25 protein-coding genes and 2 pseudogenes are annotated in these 19,388 nt (G+C 71.8%); 9 read left to right on the forward strand and 18 right to left on the reverse strand.

What is annotated here, in order from left to right:
* Positions 1 to 53: 53 nt before the first annotated feature.
* Entirely contained in the window at positions 54 to 1,121 is a 1,068-nt protein-coding gene (locus tag BMW88_RS38265) for a YbaB/EbfC family nucleoid-associated protein (RefSeq protein WP_143116462.1), read from the reverse strand.
* A gap of 295 nt (positions 1,122 to 1,416) precedes the next feature.
* Positions 1,417 to 1,800, reverse strand: a complete 384-nt coding sequence (locus BMW88_RS44215) for a hypothetical protein (RefSeq protein WP_281249510.1) — start codon at positions 1,798 to 1,800, stop codon at positions 1,417 to 1,419.
* On the opposite strand from BMW88_RS44215, the pseudogene BMW88_RS44220 reads away from it, so the two are divergent.
* From BMW88_RS44220 to BMW88_RS38300, 8 genes and pseudogenes are all read left to right on the forward strand, one after another.
* A pseudogene (locus tag BMW88_RS44220) lies at positions 1,742 to 2,247 on the forward strand (potassium transporter TrkG); the annotation flags it as partial. The gene BMW88_RS44215 and the pseudogene BMW88_RS44220 sit on opposite strands and share 59 nt — an antisense overlap.
* A gap of 139 nt (positions 2,248 to 2,386) precedes the next feature.
* Entirely contained in the window at positions 2,387 to 2,716 is a 330-nt protein-coding gene (locus BMW88_RS44225; protein ID WP_281249513.1) for a potassium transporter TrkG, read from the forward strand.
* Positions 2,717 to 3,007: 291 nt separating this feature from the next.
* Positions 3,008 to 3,337, forward strand: a complete 330-nt coding sequence (locus BMW88_RS38275; protein WP_089961283.1) for a helix-turn-helix domain-containing protein — start codon at positions 3,008 to 3,010, stop codon at positions 3,335 to 3,337.
* 88 nt (positions 3,338 to 3,425) lie between these two features.
* Positions 3,426 to 4,205, forward strand: a pseudogene (locus tag BMW88_RS38280) (fructosamine kinase family protein); the annotation flags it as partial.
* A gap of 271 nt (positions 4,206 to 4,476) precedes the next feature.
* Positions 4,477 to 4,809 (forward strand): hypothetical protein, encoded by a 333-nt coding sequence (locus BMW88_RS38285; RefSeq protein ID WP_089961286.1) that lies wholly within the window; start codon positions 4,477 to 4,479, stop codon positions 4,807 to 4,809.
* A 183-nt stretch (positions 4,810 to 4,992) separates the two neighbouring features.
* Complete coding sequence (locus BMW88_RS38290; protein ID WP_143116463.1) at positions 4,993 to 5,223, forward strand: hypothetical protein; 231 nt, start codon at positions 4,993 to 4,995, stop codon at positions 5,221 to 5,223.
* Positions 5,220 to 5,495, forward strand: a complete 276-nt coding sequence (locus tag BMW88_RS38295; protein WP_089961291.1) for a hypothetical protein — start codon at positions 5,220 to 5,222, stop codon at positions 5,493 to 5,495. The genes BMW88_RS38290 and BMW88_RS38295 overlap by 4 nt, the downstream gene beginning before the upstream one ends.
* Positions 5,492 to 6,727, forward strand: a complete 1,236-nt coding sequence (locus tag BMW88_RS38300; protein WP_089961293.1) for a cytochrome P450 — start codon at positions 5,492 to 5,494, stop codon at positions 6,725 to 6,727. Before BMW88_RS38295 ends, BMW88_RS38300 begins: the two co-directional genes overlap by 4 nt.
* A 155-nt stretch (positions 6,728 to 6,882) precedes the next feature.
* On the opposite strand, the gene BMW88_RS38305 is transcribed toward BMW88_RS38300, so the two are convergent.
* From BMW88_RS38305 to BMW88_RS38330, 6 genes are all read right to left on the reverse strand, one after another.
* Positions 6,883 to 7,062: an SDR family NAD(P)-dependent oxidoreductase gene (locus tag BMW88_RS38305; protein ID WP_089961296.1), complete on the reverse strand. Its 180-nt coding sequence runs from the start codon at positions 7,060 to 7,062 to the stop codon at positions 6,883 to 6,885.
* A gap of 115 nt (positions 7,063 to 7,177) precedes the next feature.
* On the reverse strand, positions 7,178 to 8,380 hold the full coding sequence (locus BMW88_RS38310) for a cytochrome P450 family protein (RefSeq protein ID WP_089961298.1): 1,203 nt from the start codon (positions 8,378 to 8,380) through the stop codon (positions 7,178 to 7,180).
* Between the two features lie 20 nt (positions 8,381 to 8,400).
* Positions 8,401 to 8,724 carry a GNAT family N-acetyltransferase gene (locus BMW88_RS38315; RefSeq protein ID WP_089961301.1) on the reverse strand — a complete coding sequence of 108 codons (324 nt, stop codon included), beginning with the start codon at positions 8,722 to 8,724 and terminating at the stop codon, positions 8,401 to 8,403.
* A gap of 25 nt (positions 8,725 to 8,749) precedes the next feature.
* Positions 8,750 to 9,682 carry an NADP-dependent oxidoreductase gene (locus BMW88_RS38320; protein ID WP_089961305.1) on the reverse strand — a complete coding sequence of 311 codons (933 nt, stop codon included), beginning with the start codon at positions 9,680 to 9,682 and terminating at the stop codon, positions 8,750 to 8,752.
* Positions 9,679 to 10,629: an NADP-dependent oxidoreductase gene (locus BMW88_RS38325; protein WP_177221625.1), complete on the reverse strand. Its 951-nt coding sequence runs from the start codon at positions 10,627 to 10,629 to the stop codon at positions 9,679 to 9,681. Before BMW88_RS38325 ends, BMW88_RS38320 begins: the two co-directional genes overlap by 4 nt.
* Positions 10,630 to 10,634: 5 nt before the next feature.
* Complete coding sequence (locus BMW88_RS38330; protein ID WP_089961311.1) at positions 10,635 to 11,606, reverse strand: NAD(P)H-dependent oxidoreductase; 972 nt, start codon at positions 11,604 to 11,606, stop codon at positions 10,635 to 10,637.
* Between the two features lie 81 nt (positions 11,607 to 11,687).
* Here BMW88_RS38330 and BMW88_RS38335 point away from each other — a divergent pair, with 81 nt between their 5' ends.
* The gene (locus BMW88_RS38335; RefSeq protein ID WP_089961314.1) at positions 11,688 to 12,149 is read left to right on the forward strand and encodes a MarR family winged helix-turn-helix transcriptional regulator; all 462 of its coding nucleotides are present in this window, start codon (positions 11,688 to 11,690) and stop codon (positions 12,147 to 12,149) included.
* Here the strand turns inward: BMW88_RS38335 and BMW88_RS38340 are convergent.
* The 10 genes from BMW88_RS38340 to BMW88_RS38375 all read right to left on the reverse strand — a co-directional run bounded on the left by BMW88_RS38340 (position 12,146) and on the right by BMW88_RS38375 (position 19,308).
* The gene (locus tag BMW88_RS38340) at positions 12,146 to 14,032 is read right to left on the reverse strand and encodes an FtsX-like permease family protein (protein WP_089961317.1); all 1,887 of its coding nucleotides are present in this window, start codon (positions 14,030 to 14,032) and stop codon (positions 12,146 to 12,148) included. The genes BMW88_RS38335 and BMW88_RS38340 overlap by 4 nt on opposite strands.
* Positions 14,033 to 14,035: 3 nt before the next feature.
* Positions 14,036 to 14,770: an ABC transporter ATP-binding protein gene (locus BMW88_RS38345; protein ID WP_425434731.1), complete on the reverse strand. Its 735-nt coding sequence runs from the start codon at positions 14,768 to 14,770 to the stop codon at positions 14,036 to 14,038.
* Positions 14,771 to 14,967: 197 nt separating this feature from the next.
* A complete protein-coding gene (locus BMW88_RS44570; protein WP_089961323.1) occupies positions 14,968 to 15,225 on the reverse strand; it encodes a transposase in 258 nt (85 codons plus the stop codon).
* On the reverse strand, positions 15,204 to 16,256 hold the full coding sequence (locus BMW88_RS38355) for an alpha-ketoacid dehydrogenase subunit beta (RefSeq protein WP_245778346.1): 1,053 nt from the start codon (positions 16,254 to 16,256) through the stop codon (positions 15,204 to 15,206). Before BMW88_RS38355 ends, BMW88_RS44570 begins: the two co-directional genes overlap by 22 nt.
* Positions 16,249 to 17,205 (reverse strand): thiamine pyrophosphate-dependent dehydrogenase E1 component subunit alpha, encoded by a 957-nt coding sequence (locus BMW88_RS38360; RefSeq protein WP_089961326.1) that lies wholly within the window; start codon positions 17,203 to 17,205, stop codon positions 16,249 to 16,251. Before BMW88_RS38360 ends, BMW88_RS38355 begins: the two co-directional genes overlap by 8 nt.
* Positions 17,206 to 17,247: 42 nt before the next feature.
* The gene (locus BMW88_RS43035; RefSeq protein ID WP_218148381.1) at positions 17,248 to 17,397 is read right to left on the reverse strand and encodes a hypothetical protein; all 150 of its coding nucleotides are present in this window, start codon (positions 17,395 to 17,397) and stop codon (positions 17,248 to 17,250) included.
* Complete coding sequence (locus tag BMW88_RS44575) at positions 17,354 to 17,494, reverse strand: SDR family oxidoreductase (protein ID WP_425434728.1); 141 nt, start codon at positions 17,492 to 17,494, stop codon at positions 17,354 to 17,356. The genes BMW88_RS43035 and BMW88_RS44575 overlap by 44 nt, the downstream gene beginning before the upstream one ends.
* Positions 17,428 to 17,955, reverse strand: coding sequence for an SDR family NAD(P)-dependent oxidoreductase (locus tag BMW88_RS43835; RefSeq protein ID WP_425434729.1), 528 nt, complete (start codon positions 17,953 to 17,955; stop codon positions 17,428 to 17,430). Before BMW88_RS43835 ends, BMW88_RS44575 begins: the two co-directional genes overlap by 67 nt.
* Complete coding sequence (locus BMW88_RS38370) at positions 17,952 to 18,773, reverse strand: IclR family transcriptional regulator (protein ID WP_089961328.1); 822 nt, start codon at positions 18,771 to 18,773, stop codon at positions 17,952 to 17,954. The genes BMW88_RS43835 and BMW88_RS38370 overlap by 4 nt, the downstream gene beginning before the upstream one ends.
* Positions 18,766 to 19,308: a M20/M25/M40 family metallo-hydrolase gene (locus BMW88_RS38375; protein WP_245778347.1), complete on the reverse strand. Its 543-nt coding sequence runs from the start codon at positions 19,306 to 19,308 to the stop codon at positions 18,766 to 18,768. The genes BMW88_RS38370 and BMW88_RS38375 overlap by 8 nt, the downstream gene beginning before the upstream one ends.
* Positions 19,309 to 19,388 lie beyond the last annotated feature (80 nt).

A 19,388-nucleotide genomic window follows, 5' to 3' on the forward strand; every position in this document is an offset into this window, starting at 1 on the left:
TGGACAGTTCCGCTCCGGGCGACGCACCCGCACTCCTCTGTGGATGATCGGCTTCATGCAGCCGACTGCTCGGGCACCTGATGTGCGAAAAGGGCCAGTTCCTCCTTCGTCGGTGAGTTGACGTAGCGCTCCACCATGAGGTCCTGGACGTGCTCACGGACAGCCGCCCGCGCCTGCTCCAGGCAGACCAGGAGATCCGCCGAAACGAGCTGGGGGTTCTTGCCGATGATCCGTTCCGTCAGCTCGATGTCGGTGACGATCCCGTTGGTGTCGACGGTGACTGCCACTGAGCCGTCATCCGTGGCCGCGGTTGCTGTTGTGGCACCGAGCAGCTGCATCATCTCCAGGTAGCGTGCGCGTTCCCGCTCGACCGCTGCCTCGACGCGCTGCTCCCACCTGTTCATCCGCACGCGCAGCAGTTCAGCTATCGCGACCGCTTCCTCCACGGGCACGGTCCACGTTCCTGACGACGTTCGGAGCACCAGGGCGGGCCGGTCGTCTCGGCCCGTGCTTGTCACCGTGACCTCGTGGAGGTGGCGGAAGGAGACGCCGGCGTCGAGCCGGCCACCGCCTTCTCGGAAGGCCCAGTCCACCCGGTCCGTTCCGATGACGATGCGCGAGGACGAGTACTGGAACACGAGTCGCAACGGCGTGGAGCCCAACTCGGCCACCGGCGAGGCCAGCAACGAGCGGCACGCCCGCAGGGCCAGCGGCCACGCCGAGCCGGCACCCAGAACGCCCAGGGCGAGCAACGCCTTGACCGCCACCGCGGTCCCGGTGGCGGTGCGCACGGCGATGCCGAAGCCCGGCACCACGCCCAGGACCAGTTGGGTGCCCGTCATCAGCACGGTCGCAGGGAACCACGAGGCGGGATCGGCCAGGCCGTCGCGTCGAAGCCACACCACGAGGGCCGCACCGGCCGCCGCGGCCGTGAGGACCGGGATCACCGACCACCACGGCACCTCGGCCGCCTGCAGGTGGGGGAGGAGCGCGAAACCCAGACACACCAGGCCGAGCAACAGAGGCATGCCCACCATGGAGATGAGGACGAACGTCCTCGCACGGTGCCATCTCGCGGCCAGCGCGATGGCGACCTGCGGGCTGTCGATCATCGGAATCATGCGCGGAACCAGAACCACGGCACACCTCACCCCGAAGTGGTCCAGCGGCGTGAACGCCGTGGAAGACAGGAGAAGACGAGCGACCCCGCATCGGGGTGCCCGGCGAACCGAACCGGCGCGCAGATCAGCGTTCGGGCGGATGTCCCGTCGTGGCGAACCGGGCGAAAGGGAGTGCGGAGGATGATCGAAGCCGGGGCATGGCACCTCGAGTCGTGTAGCCGCCGCCACCGTGTTGTGACGAGCGGGCCGACCAGGCTTCCCGGCGCTCCACACATCAAGATGCCGTAAAAATCGGTCAGACGCAAATCTTCACCTGGGTGAACCTCGTCGAGGCGGCGACTGTCGCCACGCCGGTGCTCGGCGCAAGGATGGCGTAAAGATCTGCTCGGATTGTCTGAATCGTGCGGACGTGCCGGTCTTGATGACGTGCGACGTGCGGCAGGTGCGCGTTGCCGCTCGGTATCGCCGGGTGCTTCGTGGACCCCGCGTGGTGGCGCTGATGAGTTCGCGGCCGTTGTCGGCGCGTCCGTGGTGGCGACTGCTGCCCGGCGCGCGTCATCCCCACGCAGGTAGTGGTGTTCGCGTTCGCCGCAGCCACGCTGGTGGGCACGATGTTGCTCATGCTGCCGGTGGCGGCGGAGTCCGGCTCCAGCACGGGCGCGGTGCCGGCGTTGTTCACCGCGGTGTCCGCCCTCTGCGCGACGGGCTTGGTCGTGGTCGACACACCGACGCACTGGTCCACGTTCGGGGAAGTCGTCGTGCTCGCCCTGATCCAGGTCGGCGGGTTCGGCGTCATGACCCTGGCTTCTCTGCTGACCCTGCTCGTCTCGCGCCGGCTCGGGCTGCGCATGCAGCTCACCGCGCAGACGGAGACCAAGGCCCTCGGGCTGGGTGATGTCCGCACCGCGGTCGGAGGGGTGATCGTCGTGAGTCTGGCGGCCGAGGCGGTGACAGCGGTCGTGCTGACATCGCGTTTCATGATCGGGTACCACGAACCGCCCGGCCGCGCGATCTACCTCGGCGTCTTCCACGCCGTGTCGGCGTTCAACACGCGGGATTCGCGCTCTACACCGACAGCATGGTCGGCTTCGCCATGGACCCGTGGATCTGCCTGCCGATCATCGTCGCGGTGGTCCTCGGTGGGCTGGGCTTTCCGGTCCTCTTCGAGCTCGTGCGCCGCCGCAACCGGAATCGGTGGTCGCTGCACACGCGGATCACGGGTACCGGTCTACTTCGGACTGCTGCTGGTGGACACGCTCGCGTTCGTGTTGTCGGAGTGGCGCAACACCCTCGGCGGCCTCGACTTCGGGAACAAGCTCCTGGCGGGCCTCTTCCACGGTGTCATGCCCAGAACGGCCGGCTTCAACAGCGTCGATGTCGGTGCGATGCACTCGTCCACGCTGCTCATCAACGACGTGCTCATGTTCATCGGCGGCGGCAGCGCCGGTACGTCAGGTGGCATCAAGGTCACCACGTTCGCGTTGCTCGCGTTCGTCATCCTCGCGGAGATCCGCGGCGAGCCGACCGTCCACGTGATGGGCCGGCGCATCAGCCCTCGGCTATCTCACCCCAATCGAGTACGAACTACGCTCTGACCGCGAGACCATCACCGCTGCTAGTTAGCCACAATGACTGGAACCCTTCCGGTGGGGCAGGTCAGTGGTAGTTGTGGTAGTCGACAGGGATGTGGTCGACAATTGGGAGCGAGCGCAACGCTGCGGCTCACGAGGTAAGTCGCGGTCATCGCTAGTAGCGCGAGAGCAGGAGCTGCCGCGATCGGCACCGGGCGCCGCCTTCTGCCGGCGCGTGTGGAGACGGAGGTCTGCAACCACGTGCGTGCCACGAGTTCGTGGGCAGCATCATCGGACCGCTTGGCTGATTCGGCGGTGAGCGCGGCCCTCTTGCCCTTTCGCATCGGCGGCACCGAGGTGCACGTCATCAGCACGATCGTGACGGGCATCGACCCGCCGGAGTCGTTCGGCCGCATCCACCGCCTGCCGAAGGAGCTGCCGGCCGTGGTCATGGTGTGTTTGCGCGAACGCGGGTTCGCCGACGCCGAAGGCAGGTTCACCGACGCCGGCCGCGAGCTGCATCACCGCGTCGAGGCGCTCACCGACGACCTGGCCGCTCTGCCGTACGACGCGCTGTCCTGCGAGGAGCTCGACGATCTCGTCGCGCAGCTCGGACCGATCGCCGCGAAGCTGGTAGCCCGGTGACCGCTTCCCTGCTACGCCGCCTGCACGCCGCGGGGTTGGACGACGCCACGGCGGTGGAGCCGGTCGAGGGCGGCCTCGCCGCGGTCGCTGGCATCGCCGTGCGGCGCGACGGCTCCCGGTTGTTCGTCAAGTCGTTCGCCGAGGTGCCCGCGAAGGACCTGTTCGCGGCCGAGGCGGAGGGACTGCACGCCCTGCGGGACCGCGGCGGGCTCGTCACGCCGAGGTCGTCCTCGCGACGCCGGACCTGCTGGTGCTGTCGGTCCTGCGTGAACGACCGGCGGAAGAGGCGTTCTGGGGACAGCTCGCCCACGCACTCGCCCGGCTGCACACCTCCACGGTGCACGACCGGTTCGGTTGGGAGCGCGACAACTGGCTCGGCCGCTACCGGCAGGTGAACATGTGGACTACTGACGGGCACGAGTTCTTCGCGCGGAACCGCTTGCTGCGCTGGTTGCCGGAGCGGCGGGTCAGGGCGGCGCTGGACGAACGGGACCGGCGGGCCTTGGAACGGCTTTGCGAGCGGCTGGCCGACCTGCTGCCGGCGAACCCGGCCTGCCTGACCCACGGCGACCTGTGGGTGCAGAACGTCCTTGCCACCGCCGACGGCATGCCCGCGGTCATCGACCCGGCCGTCTCCTACACCTGGGCTGAGGTCGACCTGGCTCACCTCTGGTGCTCGCCGCACCCGCCGGAAGCGAAACGGTTCTTCTCCACGTACGCGGAGCTGACCGGCCTGGACGACGACTGGCGCGCCCGGATGCCCCTGGTCCAGCTACGCCAAAGCCTCGCCCTCATCGCCATGTTCGACCACGACTGGGGCGCGGCGGACCAGGTCCGCGCCATCCTCAGGCCGTTCCGGGCTGGGTGAACCCCGCCAGTGCGCGTTCGGTCTCCGCGAACGCGCGCACCGACCGGATCAGCCGTCGTCACCGACGTTGTGGACGAACACGCCCTCGGTGTCGACGCGAGCTCCACCGGCAGGAAAGCCAAGATCACCCCGGCGTTCGCGCACTCCGAGCCCTGTGGCTGCTGCGTAGGACCGAGCGTGAGAAGGATGTCGAGATCCTCGCGTTACGCCACCGACTCGCGTTCATGTGGGTGCTGGCCTTGCTTGCCGTCGCACCGCTGCTGGGGTTTTCGTGAAACCGGGTCTCGCCGGGGCACTGACGTCGCTGGCGCTGTCGGGCGCCGGAACGGCGTACCAGGCGATCATGCAGGCCGAGGTGATGGGCCGGTTGCCGCTGCACGTCCGCGGATCCGGCGGAGGATTCGTCCGGGCCGGCCTCCGGATCGGCCAGGGCGTCGGCGTGGCGTTCGCCGGCGCGGCCGCCGAGCTGACCGGTTCGACTTCCTCCACGCTCGGCGCCGCGGGCATCGTCGGCTGCTGCTCGGTCGTGGCCGCCGCGCTGATAATTGCCTTCATCCCCACGGAGCAGGCCTGTGAGAAGCCTGGTCGACGTACTTCTCGGTGATCTCAGTGGGTTGCCCGGATGCGGCGTGGGGACCGCGACGCGCATGCTCCAGACGTCCCGGCTCGACACGAGGCCGTCAACGCTGCGTCAACTGCGCGTTGACGCAGCTGTGTTGTTCTTCGTTGCGGAGTCTGCTGTTCCACGTCAACGTGCGCTCCGGGAACTCGATGGAGGCCAACCCCAATGACCGAACTACAGCCTGTAGTGACGTCCTCGTCCGAGGCGACACCCATGCCGTTCCTGGCGACCGTGCCCCGCCTGCTCATCCCGACGGCCAAGACGGGTGGCGTGCTGCCCATGCTCGACGCCGGGGTCGTCCCGGCCGGTTTCAGCCCGCCTCTGCGCTTTCACCGCCGCGGGCACGAGCTGCTCACCATCGCAAGCCCGCTGGCATCCCGCACAGCTTCGAGGTGATCACGGCGGCGCGGGCCTACGTGGTCACGGTGCCGTGCGACGCCGGCGGCATCGGCGGTGACCACGAACGGTTCACCCGCGCCGTCAGCGTCGCGACCTCCGGGGCGCCGCTGCAGGTGGAGAAGCTGACCGAGATCGTCGCCAAGGTCGGCGCGGCACACGACATTGCCATCGTCGGACCACCACTTCGAGTACCCGTCACACCCAGCAGCGCCTGGCACAAGCTTGCACGCACGCGGTATTACAGGCCGCAGACGAGGGGGAACTCGTGAGCCTGTCACACGACAACCACGCCGACAGCACGTCGTGGCATGACCTCGGTGACGAGATAGCACCGTTCGACCACCAAGACCCGCAACTGGCCGACACCCTGCACGAGCGGCTCGCCGACCTCCGAGAGCGGTGCCCAGTCGCACACAGCACCGCGCACGACGGGTTCTGGCTCCTGACCAGGCAAGATGACGTGACCGCTGTGGCCAAGGACGGTGCAACCTTCAGCGCGTCGGTGCGAGGTCTCGGCGCCGCCGCGCTCTTTCCGGGCAGTGAGAACACCGTCGCGCCGCTGTTCGAGTCCGATCCGCCCGTCCACACCAGGTGGCGCAAGGTGCTCCAACCTTTCTTCACGCTGAGCGCGGTGCAGGCACACGAACCGTTCATCAGGCAGTTGACCGACCAGGTCATCGGCGCATTGGCACCTCGCGGCCAATGCGATGTGGTCTCCGATCTCGCGGCGCTGATTCCCACAGTCGTGATCGGTGAGGTGATGGGCGTGCCGCGGCAGCGCCACCACGAGCTCGCCCAGCTTGGGCTCGGCCTGATGGCCCCGACCTCCGAACAGCACGGACGCGAGGCCGCCACCGGGCTGGTGGACTTCCTGCGCAGGGAGATCGCCGAGCGGCGCGGCCGGGTCGCTTACGACTCCGATCCGCTGACGGCGGTGGTGCACGCCGTCGTCGACGATCGGCGCGCCACCGACGACGAGCTGCTCAAGCACGCGTTCATCATGTTCAGCGCCGGTTTCACCACCACCGTCGACACCATCTCCAACCTGATGCTGTTGCTGGCGCAGGACCCCGCGACGCGACAACGCGTCATCGACCAGCCCGAGCTCGTCACCGAGCTGATCGAGGAGACCGTCCGCCACGAGCCGCCCATCGTCGCGACCGCGCGAACCGTCCTCGTACCGACCACGCTGCGCGGTGTCGACCTCGACGTCGGCGACCGCCTGATGCTCGCGTGGGCCTCAGCATGTCGCGATGAGCAGTACGTCACCGAACCGGCCCAGTTCCGGCTCGACCGGCCACGGCAAGGCCGCGACCCCGGCTGGGGCGCGGGCGTGCATCGCTGCATGGGAACGCGCCTGGCCAGGCTTCAGCTCCGAATCGTCGTCGAGAAGGTGCTCGCCGCCATTCCCGAGTTCGCGGTGGCTCCCGACACCACGCCCCAACGCACCACCGGCGTCCTGCGCGGAGTACGTCACCTGCGCCTGATCTGGCCCGTCTGAGCAGCTCAGGTCGGTGCATACCAGCGTGACCGGAAGCTGTACGACCTCGTGCGATACCCGTGTGGGGTGCCGAAACTCCGCAGGCACACGCTGAGCCGCGGTGATCAGGTCCTGTCGTCCTGCATGCATGATCGTGCGCCTTGACCTGCATGGATTTAGTGTCGGCACGCACACCGCCCCAGTCGTTCGGCCACCTGGCCGGCCGCCGCGGCGACGGCGACCTCCGCCCCCAGCGCGGCGAGCCGTTCGGCGGTGGCGGCCCCGATGCCGCTGCTGGCGCCGGTGACGACGGCGACGCGGCCGGCGAGCAGGGTTCCCGTGATGATCTGCGACATGACGGTTTTCCTTACCGGTTGCGGATTTGTCATCCCGATACCTGCACACAACCAGTTCGGAAGCCGGGAAAGGGGCCGCAACCGCGCACCGACTGTCGGGGACGGAGTGGTCCCCTCAGCCGCGGCGGGTGAAGCGCACCGGCAGCGACAGCGGGCCCCGCATGATGCCGCCGGGGATCCACGCGAGCGGCGCCGTGGTGTCGGCCCACGCCAGGTCCAGCGTTTCGAGGAGCGCGCCCAGCGCGATGCGGCCTTCCAGCCGGGCGAGCGGGGCGCCCAGGCAGTGGTGGATGCCATGCCCGAACGCCAGGTGCCGGACCGCCGGGCCACGGACGTCGAAGGTCGCCGGGTCGCGGCCGTCGGGCAGGGGCATGTCGCGGTTCGCCGAGCCGAGCGCGACCATGACCGCGCTACCACGGGGAATGCGGACGCCGCCGAGTTCCACGTCTCTCGTCGCGAACCGCGTCGGTGTCAGTTCCACGGACGTGTCGTAACGCAGGATCTCCTCCACGGCGCCGGGCAGCAGCTCCGGCTTCGCGCGCAACAGGTCGAGCTGGTCCGGGTTCTCCAGCAGCGCGACGACCGCGTTGCCGAGCAGGTTGACCGTCGTCTCGTGGCCGGCGGTGACGAGCAGGACCGCGGTGCCGAGCAGCTCGGCGTCGGAAAGCCGCCCGTCGTCCTCGTCGTGCACGGCGATGAGCGCCGACAACAGGTCCGGACCGGGGGAGCGGCGTTTGTCCCGCAGCAGCTCGGCCAGGAACTCGTTGAGCAGCAGCATGCTTTCCCGCTGCGCGGCGGAGGTGGCGCCGGTCGCGAGCCGCGACCAGCGCCGGAAATCGGCCCGGGCGGCTTCGGGAACGCCGAGCAGGTCGGAGATCACGGTCATCGGCAGCGGGCCGGTGTAGGACTCCACGAGGTCGGTCTCGCCCTCGGCCGGCAGCGCGGCGAGCAGCGTCCGGGCGGTCTCCTCGATGGCCGGTGCCAGCTCCTGGGTGCGGCGGTGGGTGAACGCCGCGGTCGCGAGCTTGCGCAGCCGGGTGTGGTCCGGCGGGTCGGCCATCAGCATGTTGCCGCCGAGGCCGGTGCCGGCGAACAGGATGTGGTTGCCCGCCGCCTTCAGCGTCTCGGCCGCGACCGCCGGGTCCTTGCCGAGGTCGGGATGCGTGAGGGCGTCCCGCGCCAGGTCGGCCGCCACGACGATCCAGGTGTCGAGGCCGTCGGGGCGAGTGATGCGGTGGATAGGGCCTTCGGCCCGCAGGCGGGCGTACCGCGCGTGGGCGTCGGCCTTGAACGTGCGGTTGTGGACCTCGGGAGCCATTTCTGAGGTTCTCGTCCGTTTCAGCTCAGTGCCGACCGCAGCCAGTGCAACGTCTCGGGTTCCACCGGGTCGGCGATGTCGTTCTGGTCGGGGTGCTTGCGCAGGTACGCGGCGACGAGCGGGCAGACCGGGACGACCCGGGTGCCCGTGCCGCGGATGTCGGCGAGGGCTTCGGCGACGAGGGTGCTGCTCAGGCCACGGCCGGAGAAGGCGTCGAAGACCTCGGTGTGATACATGATCCGGTGACCGTCGTGGTCGGCGAAGGCGGCCAGCCCGGCCAGCTCACCGTCCACTGTGATCTCGTAGCGGCTTTCGCCGTCGTTGCGGCGCACGACAGTGCTCATGGTTTCTCCAATGTGGACGTTGGTCTCAGAAGGTGACGACGACCTTGCCGCGGACGTGCCTGGTCCGGAAGTCCAGCAGTGCCTGCCGCGCTTCGGCGAACGGGTACTCCGCGCCGATCTCCACCCGCAGCGTGCCGTCGGCCGCCTGCGCGGCAAGCCCGGCCAGCCGCCCGGCGGGCGTGGTCGTTCCGGTGTAGACCGCCCGGACGTCCCGGTCGAACTCCGGCGGGCCGCCGAGCGGGGACACCACCAGGCCGCCGGGTTTCGCCGCGGCGGCGGAGGCGGCCAGCGCGGGCCCGGCCTGGGCCACGTCGAGCACCACGTCCGCGCCCTCGGGCGCCCAATGCCGCACGCGCTCGGCGACGTCCTCGGTGCGGTAGTCGATGACGCCGTCCGCGCCGAGGCCGGTCAGGTAGTCGCGGTCGCCGTTCCGGCCGGTCGCGATCACGGTGGCGCCGGCCTGCTTGGCCAGCTGGACCGCGTAGCCGCCGAGACCACCGGTGGCGCCGACGACGAGCACCGTGACCCCCGGCCTGGGCGCGGCCTCGTCCAGCAGCGCCGCCGCGGTCAGGGCTCCGGTCGGGAGCGCGGCACCGTGGCGCGCGTCCAGGCCCGCCGGGCGCACGACGGCGGAGCCGTCGGCACGCACCAGGGCGTACTCGGCGAAGGCGCCGGACGGCACCCCGTTCCACGCGATCACCGCGTCCCCGAGGGAGAATCCGCCGACGCCGGGCCCAACGGCCTCGACGACACCGCTGACGTCGACGCCGGGGACGAACGGATGCGCCACCGGCAGCTCGTCCCGCATCACGCCGGTGACCAGCGCGACGTCGACGGGGTTCACGGCGGCGGCCTCCACCCGGACGAGGAGCTGTCCCGCGCCGGGCTCCGGCCGCGGCACCTCGGCGATCTCCAGGTCTTCCAGCGGCCCGTAGGCCCGGGCGAGCAGTGCCTTCATCGGTGATCTCCTTCGAACTCGGGCAGCGGCTTGACCGCCAGGACGCGTTTGCCGCTGACGTGCCGGGTCGCCAGGTCCCGGTAGGCGTCGCGGACGCGTTCCAGGGGATAGACGGCGGCGATGGGGATGGTGATCTCACCCTGGGCGGCGAGCGCGGCCAGCCGGGCCCAGACGACCGGGTCGTCGGCCTGCTCCTGCGCGGCGGAATGGACGCCGTAACGCTGGACGGCCCGGCCGTCGGCGATGGTGTTGATCCGGTCCGGCCGGACGCCGAGGGCGATGGCAGTGTCCACATTGCCCGCGCCGAAGGTGTCCAAGTAGACGTCGACGCCCTGCGGCGCCGCGGCCCGCAGCCGGTCGGCAAGCCCAGGGCCGTAGGTGACCGGCTGGATGCCGAGGCCGCGGAGGAACCCGAAGTTGCCCTCGCTCGCGGTGCCGAGCACCGTGACCCCGCGCAGCCGCGCCAGCTGGGCGGCGATCACCCCGACGCCACCGGCCGCGGCCGAGACGACGACCGTCTCGCCGGGGCGGGGATCGACGGCCTCGACCCCGGCCCACGCAGTCGCCCCGGCGCCCGCGACGCTCGCGGCTTCGGCCCAGCCGAGCCCGGCGGGCTTGGCCGTGAGTGCGCCGGGCCCTGCCACGACGACGTCGGCCTGGGCGGCGCGCGGCGCGAAGCCGAGGACTTCGTCCCCGACAGCGAACCCCGTCACGCCGTCGCCGACCTCGGCGACGTGGCCGGCGAAGTCGTTGCCCTGGCCCTCGGGGAACCGGGCGGGCCAGATCGCGGCGAACACGCCTTCCCGGATGCCGATCTCGCCCGGGTTGAGGGCCGCGGCGACGACGTCGACGACCACCTGGCCGTGCCCGGCGCGGGGCCGGTCGACCTCCGCGATCTCCAGGACCTCCGGCCCGCCGTAGCGGGAAAACCGCACTGCTCTGGGCATCGTCGTCACCTCTCCGCGCCGACGGGCAGCGCCCCGAGCTGCTGCAGGACCGAGTACAGGTTGGCCACGCCCCAGTGCTCGGTGATCTTGCCGTCGCGCACGCGCATCGCGTCGACGGTCTCGAACTCGACGTGCTCGCCGGTCGGGGCCAGGCCGAGGAACTCGCCCCGGTGGGTGCCCGAATACGTCTTGTACGTCGTGACGACGTCGCCCTCGACCGCCTGCCAGTGGATCTTCGCCGAGAAGTCGGGGAACGCCGAGCGCAGCGCGTGGTAGAGGACGCGGACCCCGTCCTTGTCCGGGGTGGTGCCCGGCTGCGGCGTGTGGTCGACGAAGTCGTCCGCGAACAGCTCTTCGAACAGGGCGAAGTCGCCGCCGGACTGGACGCGTTCGGTGTTGCGGCGCACCACCTCCTTGACGTCGGTGCGCAGCGAGGCGAGTGCCCTGCTCCAGGCGACGACCTGGTCCAGCAGCGCGCCGACCGCGACGGTGTGCCGCTCGGCCGGGGTGAAGGTGGCGAAGTCGGTGAAGTCGGTGAACAGCGACAGGGCCACCTGGTTGCGGACATCGGCGACCTGCAGCTCGCCCATGACCAGCCGGAGGTGTTCCACCGCGCGGGTGCCGCCCGCGCTGCCGTAGCTGACGAACCCGGCGGCCTTGTTGTTCCACTCGCCGTAGAGGAAGTCGATCGCGTTCTTCAGCGCGCCCGACGTGGAGTGGTTGTACTCCGGCGTCACGAAGACGTACCCGTCGAACGAGGCGATCTTCTCCGCCCACGCCTTCGTGTGGTCGTGCGCGTACTGCCCGAGCGACGGGGGAGCGGCCTCGTCCAGGTGCGGCAGGCGGTACTCGGCGATGTCGACGAGCTCGAAATCGGCGTCATCACGCGCCGCCGCGATCTCGTGCACCCAGCGCGCCACCGCTTCCCCGTTCCGGCCGGGGCGCGTGCTGCCCAGGATGATCGCGATGCGTGTCATGTCCGCCTCTTCCAATTTTGATGATGTGTCCACAAAGTAGTGATGCTTTGATGATGCGTCAACAAGCGGTAGGGTGCCCGGATGGCTGATGTCCGCTGGCTCGACGACCGCGAAGCCCAGCTCTGGCAGGCGTACCGGGACCTGACCCGGGAGCTGCAGCGCGCCTTCGACCGTCAGCTCGAGCGCGACGCGGGCCTGTCCGGCGCCGACTACGCCATTCTCGCGCCGGTCTCGGAGGCCGAGGACGGCGTGATCCGGATGCGCGACCTCGGCCGTCAGGTCGGCTGGGACCGCAGCCGGCTCTCCCACCAGGTCAAGCGGATGGAGAAGCGGGGCCTGGTCGCCCGGGAAGACTGCGCCGACGACGCGCGGGGCGCGATGGTGCGCATCACCCCCGCGGGCCGGGACGCGATCGAGGCGGCCGCCCCCGAACACGTCGCCACCGTCCGCCGCCACTTCTTCGACCACCTCTCCGAGCGCGACCAGGCGACGCTGACCCGGTTGTTCGAGCGCCTGCTCGACGGCCTGGGACACGACACCTAATCCCGTGCGCCGAGCAGCGACACCGGGCTGGGGCGGGTCGCCGACCAGGTCGCGACCAGGCTGCTCACACCGCTGAGCACCAGGCTGCCCGCGGCCACGCCGACGACGAGGGGCCACGGCACGGCGGCCGTCGCGCTGCCGGTCACCGCATCCGTGGCGGCCAGCGCCGCGAGCAGCGTCCCGGCCGCGGCCAGCAGGCCCAGCACCAGCCCCGCCGCGGTGACCGCGCCGGATTCCAGCAACGCCGCCCGGAGCACCTGGCCCCGCGTCAGCCCGCTCACCCGCGCGGTGGCGAACTCGCGGCGCCGCTCCCCGGTCGCGATCACCACCGAGTTGACGACGCCGATGGCGGCGAACAGCCCGCCCAGCCCCATGACGACCAGCAGCACTCCGCTCGTGGTGTCGTCCCGCGTCGTTGCGGTGTCCGCCAGCCACTGGGCCACCGGCAGCACACGGCCCGACGCCGCCAGCCGCCCGGCCACCTCCGCGCGATCGGCGGACGGGGCGACGGTCACGAACGTCCGCGTGGCCGCCCCGGCGAGCACGTCGTCGGGCAGCAGGCCGCGCGGCAGCAGCAGAGCCGGACCCCCGCCTGCGCCGGCCGGGACCTCGGCGACCACCGGGAGGCGGCCCAGGTCGAGGTCACCGAAGCGGACGCCGATCGTGTCCCCGGCCGAGACGCCGTCGCCACCCGGGCCGGCCGCGACGACGGGTCCGTGCACGGCGGCCAGCGAACCCGAAGCCGGGTGGACCCGTTCGTAGGCGGCGGGCTCCACGACGAGCGCGGTGCGGGTCTCGGTGTAGGCCAGCTCGCCGCTGCCGACGGTGAGCACCACCGGCACCTCGGTCTCGGCCGAGGCCACCGCCACGCCGGGCACGTCCGCCGCGACCGGGCCGGCCACCACGAAGTCGGCCACGGTGTCCCGCTCTGCCTGGCGCTGCCCGGCGCTCGCGAAGGAGGCGGCCGCCGTCGCCTGCCCGAGCACCAGCCCGGTCAGCACGATCACCGGTGCCGCGATCGAGGCGCTGCGCCGGACACCCTCCCGCAGGTTCGCCGACGCCAGCCGCGCCGGAACGACGCGCGAGGGCAGCAGTCGCCCGAGCGCGGGCACCAGGAGCGGGCTGATCGCGGTGAAGGCCAGTGCCGCGCAGACGCTCACCGAGATCGCCATGGCCTGCCCGCCGGCCGCGCCGCCCACCGGCGCGAGCACCACGAGCGCGACCGCGCCCGCGGCGGTCACCGCGAACAGCCACCAGCGCCCGCGCGTCATCGCCCGGGCCGCGGCGCCGCTCTCGCGCAGCGCCTCCAGGGGCCGGACCGCGGCCGCCCGCCGTGCGGCCACGAGCACGCCTGCGACGGCGAGCCCGATGCCGGAGCCGAGCGACACGCCGGGCACCCACGGCAGCCACGGGGCCGCGAAACCGGCCGGGACGAACCCGAGGTCGCGCAGCAGCCACGTCTGCACCGCCTGCACGCCCAGCCCGGCCGGGATCCCGGCCAGCCCGCCGGCCGTGCCCAGCAGCACCGCCTCGCCGGTCAGCACCCGGCGGAGTTGCCGCCGCGAACCGCCGACGAGACGCAGCAGGGCGAGATCGCGGCGCCGCTGCGCGACCGTGAAGGCGAACGTCGAGGCGATGATGAAGACCGCGAGGAAAGCCCCGAACCCGAGGGTGACGCCCATCAGCGCCACCCCGGTCTCACGAGCGGCCGCGACGGTCATCGCCTCCAGCGCGGGGGCCCCGGGCGCCGGTTGCCGTCCCGCGACGGCCAGCAGCAACACCAGCGACGACTGCGCGAGCGCGACCCCGAGGGCCGTCGTCACCACCGCGCCCAGGAACAGTGGCCAGCGCTCGCGGAACCCGGCCCAGCTCAAGCGGATCATCGCTCAGCCCTCCAGGGCCACGAGGTGCTCGGCGACCGTGGCGGCGTCGGCGCTCTCGAGCCGGCCGGCAAGACGGCCGTCGCGGAGGAACACGACGGAGTCGGCCCGCGCGGCGGCGGCCGGGTCGTGGGTGACCATCAGAATGCTCTGACCGCCGGTGACCATGGTGCGCAGCAGCCTGAGGACCACGTCGCCGGAGCGGGTGTCGAGCGCGCCGGTCGGTTCGTCGGCGAACAGGATCTCGGGCTGGGTGATCATCGCCCGGGCGATCGCCACCCGCTGCTGCTGCCCGCCCGAGAGCTCGCGCGGCCGGTGCCGGGCGCGCTCGGCGAGCCCGACCGCGGCCAGGATGTCCGCGACCTCGCCTTTGCCCGGCCCGCGGCCCGCCAGCCGCAGGGGCAGTGCGACGTTCTCGGCCGCGGTGAGCGAGGCGATGAGGTTGAACGACTGGAAGACGAACCCGATCCGGGTGCGTCGCAAGGCCGTCAGCTCGTCGTCGCCGGCCGCGGTGATGTCCGTGCCGCCGAGCAGGATCCGCCCGCTGTCGGCCCGTTCGAGACCGGCCGCCAAGTGCAGCAGGGTCGACTTCCCGGAGCCCGACGGGCCCATCACGGCCGTCCAGCCGCCGCGGGGGAAGCCGATGGTCACGTCGTCGACCGCGCGCACGGCGGCCGGTCCGGTGCCGTAGGCGCGGCTGACGCCTTCGAGCGCGACAGCCGCGGTCGCGGGTGTCGCCAGAGTCGTCACGGTGGGTGGTTCCTCTCGGCCAAGATTGTTGATGTGTCCACAAGCTAATCCGATATTGTGGACGTGTCAACAAAGGTGAACTACGACTGAACGGGCGGGGCGGTGAACGGCGCCCAGCGGCGCACCTCGAAGGCGTCCGCGGTGCGCCCTGATCTCGGCCGCGCCCTCGCCGGGGACGTGCGCCGGGATCACCAGCGCGGTGCGGGCGGCCGCCTCGACGAGCAGGTGCCGTTGCGCGACCAGCGCCAGAACCGGTTGCCGACCGTCTTCCACGGCCCATACCGCTCCGGCTGATCACGCCACGACACCCCGGTCTTGGCCTTGAACAACATCCCGTCGATCACTCGCCGGCCATCCACACGAGGACGCCCCTTCGCGCCCGAGGCCGGCAACAACGGCTGCAACGCCTGCCACTGCACATCAGTCAGCTCATGCCGGCACACCACGGCACAAGATCAAAGCCCGTCGGATGAACCAGCTTTGAGGACGGGCCCTGGGCGCGCACGGACTTGGTGATCGCCTCGGCGATCACTTCGGCCGACGGGATGACGGCCGCGGCGAGGCCCGGCGCGGCCGGGATGCGCGTGTCCGGCGTGCCGACCCGCACCGGCGGGCAGCGCAGGGGGACCCCGGCTTCGGCGACGGCGGCCAGCACCTCGCCGCCCACCCCGCCGACGGTGTGCGCCTCGTGCGCGACGACGAGCCGCCCGGTGCGGCGCACGCTGGCCAGCACCGCGTCCAGGTCGAGTGGCCGGACCCAGCGCGCGTCGATCACCTCGGCGTCGATGCCGTCCGCGGCGAGCCGGTCGGCGGCCTCCAGGACGCGGTGTTGCAGCGCGCCCCAGGTGAGCACCGTGACGTCGCGGCCGGGCCGGCGCACGGCCGCGCCCCCGACCGGGCGCACCTCGCCGCCGAGCCGGACCTCCTGCTTGCCCGCGTGGTAGAGCGTGCGGTTCTCGATCACGATCACCGGATCGTCGCACCAGATCGCCGACAGCAGCAGGTCGTAGGCGTCCTGATGGGTCGCGGGCAGGCACACCCGCAGCCCGGGCACGTGGGCGAACAACGCCTCCAGCGACTGTGAGTGCTGGGCGCACGCGCCGGGCGCGTTGCCCTGCTGGGTGCGCACGGTCAGCGGCGCGGACAGCGCGCCGCGCGAGACGTAGCGGACATTGGCGGCCTGGTTCACCAGCTGGTCGAAGGCGACCAGCGAGAAGTCCGCCCACATGATCTCCGCAATGGGCCGGCGCCCGAACACGGCGGCGCCGACCGCGCCGCCGAGGATGGCCGACTCGGAGATCGGGGTGTCGAACACGCGCTCGCCGAACTCCTTGCGCAGGCCCTTGGTGACGCCGAAGACGCCGCCGGGGGCGCCGACGTCCTCGCCGAACAGCAGGGTCTCCGGTCGCTCGGCGAGGGCGCGGCGCAACGCGGCGTTGACGGATTCGGCGTAGGAGAGGTTCTTCGTCTCAGGCATACAGGTGCTCCAGAACGGTCGACGGGTCGGCGAGGGGATCGGCCAGGGCGCGGGCGGAGGCGTCGGCGATCTCGCGGTCCACCCGCGCGGTGAGTTCGTCCAGTTCGGCCTGGGTGGCGCCGAGGGCGAGCAGCTCCCGGGTCAGCCGGCCGATCGGTTCCGCCGCGAGCGCGGCGTCCAGGTCACCGGCGGGGCGGTAGTGCTGGGCGTCGCCGATGTAGTGGCCGACGATCCGCTGGGTCATCGCCTCCAGCAGCACCGGGCCCGCCCCGGACCGGGCCCGGCGGGCGGCCTCGGCCACGGCCTGGCGCACCGCCTCCGGGTCGTTGCCGTCGATGCGCGCGCCCGGGAACCCGTAGGCGGAGGCGCGCTTGAACAGCCGGTCCACGCGCACCATGTCGGCGATCGGGGTGAGTTCGGAGTAGTGGTTGTTCTCGACCAGGAAGATCACCGGCAGCGACCGGACGGCGGCGAAGTTCATCGCCTCGTGCACCGCCCCCTGGTTCATCGCGCCGTCGCCGAAGGCGGCGAGCGCCACCCGGCCGGACCCGTCGAACGTGGCGGCCAGCGCGGCGCCGGCCGCGATCGGCGCTCCGGCGCCGACGATGGAGTTCTCGCCGTACATCCCGTGGCCGGGCGCGGTGAGGTAGGCCGATCCGCCCCGGCCCCCGTTGATTCCGGTGGCCCGGCCGAGCAGTTCGGCGAACAGCGTGTGGGGCGGTGCACCGCAGGCCAGTGTCCAGCCGTGGCCCCGGTAGGTGGGGAACACGGCGTCGCGTGTGAGGTCGAGCGCGGCGCACGCGCCGGTGTAGATGGCCTCCTGGCCGTTGCACAGGTGCACCGAGCCGACGATGTCGCCGGCGGCGCGCAGGCGCGTGACCTCCTCCTCGAAGGAGCGGATGCGCCACATCGATTCCAGATGGGCCAGCAGTGCGGCGGTTTCGGGCATGGGGGTACCCACTCTCCTTTTCGGGCGGTGGAAGATGTGCGGTCAGCAGTGGTTCAGCAGGCCGCCGTTGTCGGTGATGACCTGGCCGGTGACGTGCCGGGCGGCGGGCCCGGCGAGGAACTCCACGTCGCCGGCGACGTCGCCGGGTTCACCGGCCGCGCCGAGTTCCTCGCCCGCCTCGGTAGCGGACACGCAGCCGCGCGGTGCCGATCGGGCCGGGCGTCACGGAGTTGACACGGATGCCGTGCGGGCGCAGGTCGCGCGCCAGGTACCGGGTGTACTGCGCCACCGCCGCCTTGGCCACGCCGTAGTGCGCGTAGCGCCGTCCGCGGTGGACGCGAGCCCGTTGATCGAGCTCATCGTGACAATGCTGCCGCGACCCTGCGCCCGCATCGGTCCGGCGACGGCCCGGCAGCAGTGGGTCGTGCCGCACAGGTTCAGCCGCAGCGCGGCCTCCAGCTCGCCGAGGTCCACTTCGGACGCACGGTTGCCGTGGATCGGCCCGGTACCGCCGCCGGCGTTGCAGACCAGCACGTCCACCCCGCCCCACGCGCTCAGCACCGCGCCGATCACCGCGTCCACCGCGGCCGGGTCCGTCACGTCGCACCGCAGCCCGATCGCGTCCACGCCGTGCGCGGCGTCCACCACGGCCACGGACGCCCCCGAGGCCGCCAGCCGTACGGCGATCGCGCGCCCGATCCCGCGAGCCGCTCCGGTGACCACCGCCCAGGCGGAGCCCGATGTCCTCACGAGACCTCCCGGTCGGAGCGCGCCGGCGCATCGGGCGAAGGCACCGTGAGCCTGCCGGTGCGCAGCAGCCCGGTCGCCATCGCCGCCGCCTCCCGCACCTCCGAGATCAGCCACGACCGCCGCTCGGTGAACCGGGACTGCGGCACGGACACGGTGAACGCACCGGCCGGCATCCCGTTCTCGCCGAAGAACGGCGCGGACACACAGCAGACGCCGTCGCTGAACTCCTCCAGGTCGAGGGCGTAGCCGCGGCGCCGGGAGGTGGCCAGGTCCACGGTCAGCGTGTCGAAGTCGGTGATCGTGTGCGTGGTGACCGCCTCCAGCGGCACGCCCGCGAACATCGCGGCGACCTGCTCTTCGGGCAGGAACGCCAGTACCGCCTTGCAGGAGGCGCGGGCGTGCATGTGCCCGGTGTAGCCGACGTCGAGGTTGCCCACGGACAGCGTGTGCAGGCCCGACAGGTAGTGCTGGAGGGTCAGCGCGCCGTGGTTCCAGCCGGAGATGTAGGAGGTCTCGCGCGTCTTGTTGTGCAGACGCGTGAGGATGACCGCGAGCTCGGGGGAGGGGCCGGACCGCCGCTGCAGGTGCCGGCTGAGCGACGCCGCCTTCGGGCCCACGTCGTAGTACCCGCCGGGCAGGCGGACCAGATGCCCGCTGGCGACCAGCGTGCGCAGCAGGTGGTAACACGTGCCGATCTTGATGTCGAGCTGCCGCCCGAGCACCTTGGCGGTGGCGGTCCCGTCGGCCGCCGCGACGGCCTCCAGCACCTGCAGCCCGCGCTCCAGCGTGTGCAGCACGGTCGTGCGCTGCTCACCCATCGCACACCACCAGCCGGGTCAACGTCAGCGCCAGCACCTTGGCGGCTTGCACCACGTCGGCTTCGGCCACGCACTCGTCCGGCGCGTCCGCCCGCGTCACGTCCCCGGGGCCGAGCGCGGCGAGCGCGTACAGCCCGGCCGCGATGCCGCCTTTCACGTCGACCGAGCCGCGCCCGTGCACCAGGCCGCCGTCCCGGTCGCCCGAGCAGGGCGGCCGGGACCAGGCCTGCTCCTCGCCCGCGGGAACGACGTCGACGTGGCCGTTGAGGACCACGGACGGCAGCCCGCGGCGGCCGGGATACCAGGCGATCAGGTTCTCCCGCTGCCCGGCCCGCGGTTCCCCGGAGGCCTCCTCGAGCGGCTGCCGCGTCACCGGCCAGCCGTGGGCGGTGAACCACTCGGCGTACCGGCTGGTGACCCGGTCCTCCCACCCGCTCTCGCTGGGGCCGGACACGGTGGCGGCCAGGAACGACAGCATGTCCTCGGCCAGTGCGTCGAGCCGGGCCCGCACGTCGGCGTCGGTCGGTCGCGGCATGGTCACCTCCTGCTGATCGGCTGGCCGACACTGTGCGGCCCCGGCCGTGCTCGTTGCATCAGAATGAACCCGTTTTTCGA

It is taken from the genome of Lentzea xinjiangensis, assembly GCF_900110955.1.
Taxonomy (GTDB): Bacteria; Actinomycetota; Actinomycetes; order Mycobacteriales; family Pseudonocardiaceae; genus Lentzea; species Lentzea xinjiangensis.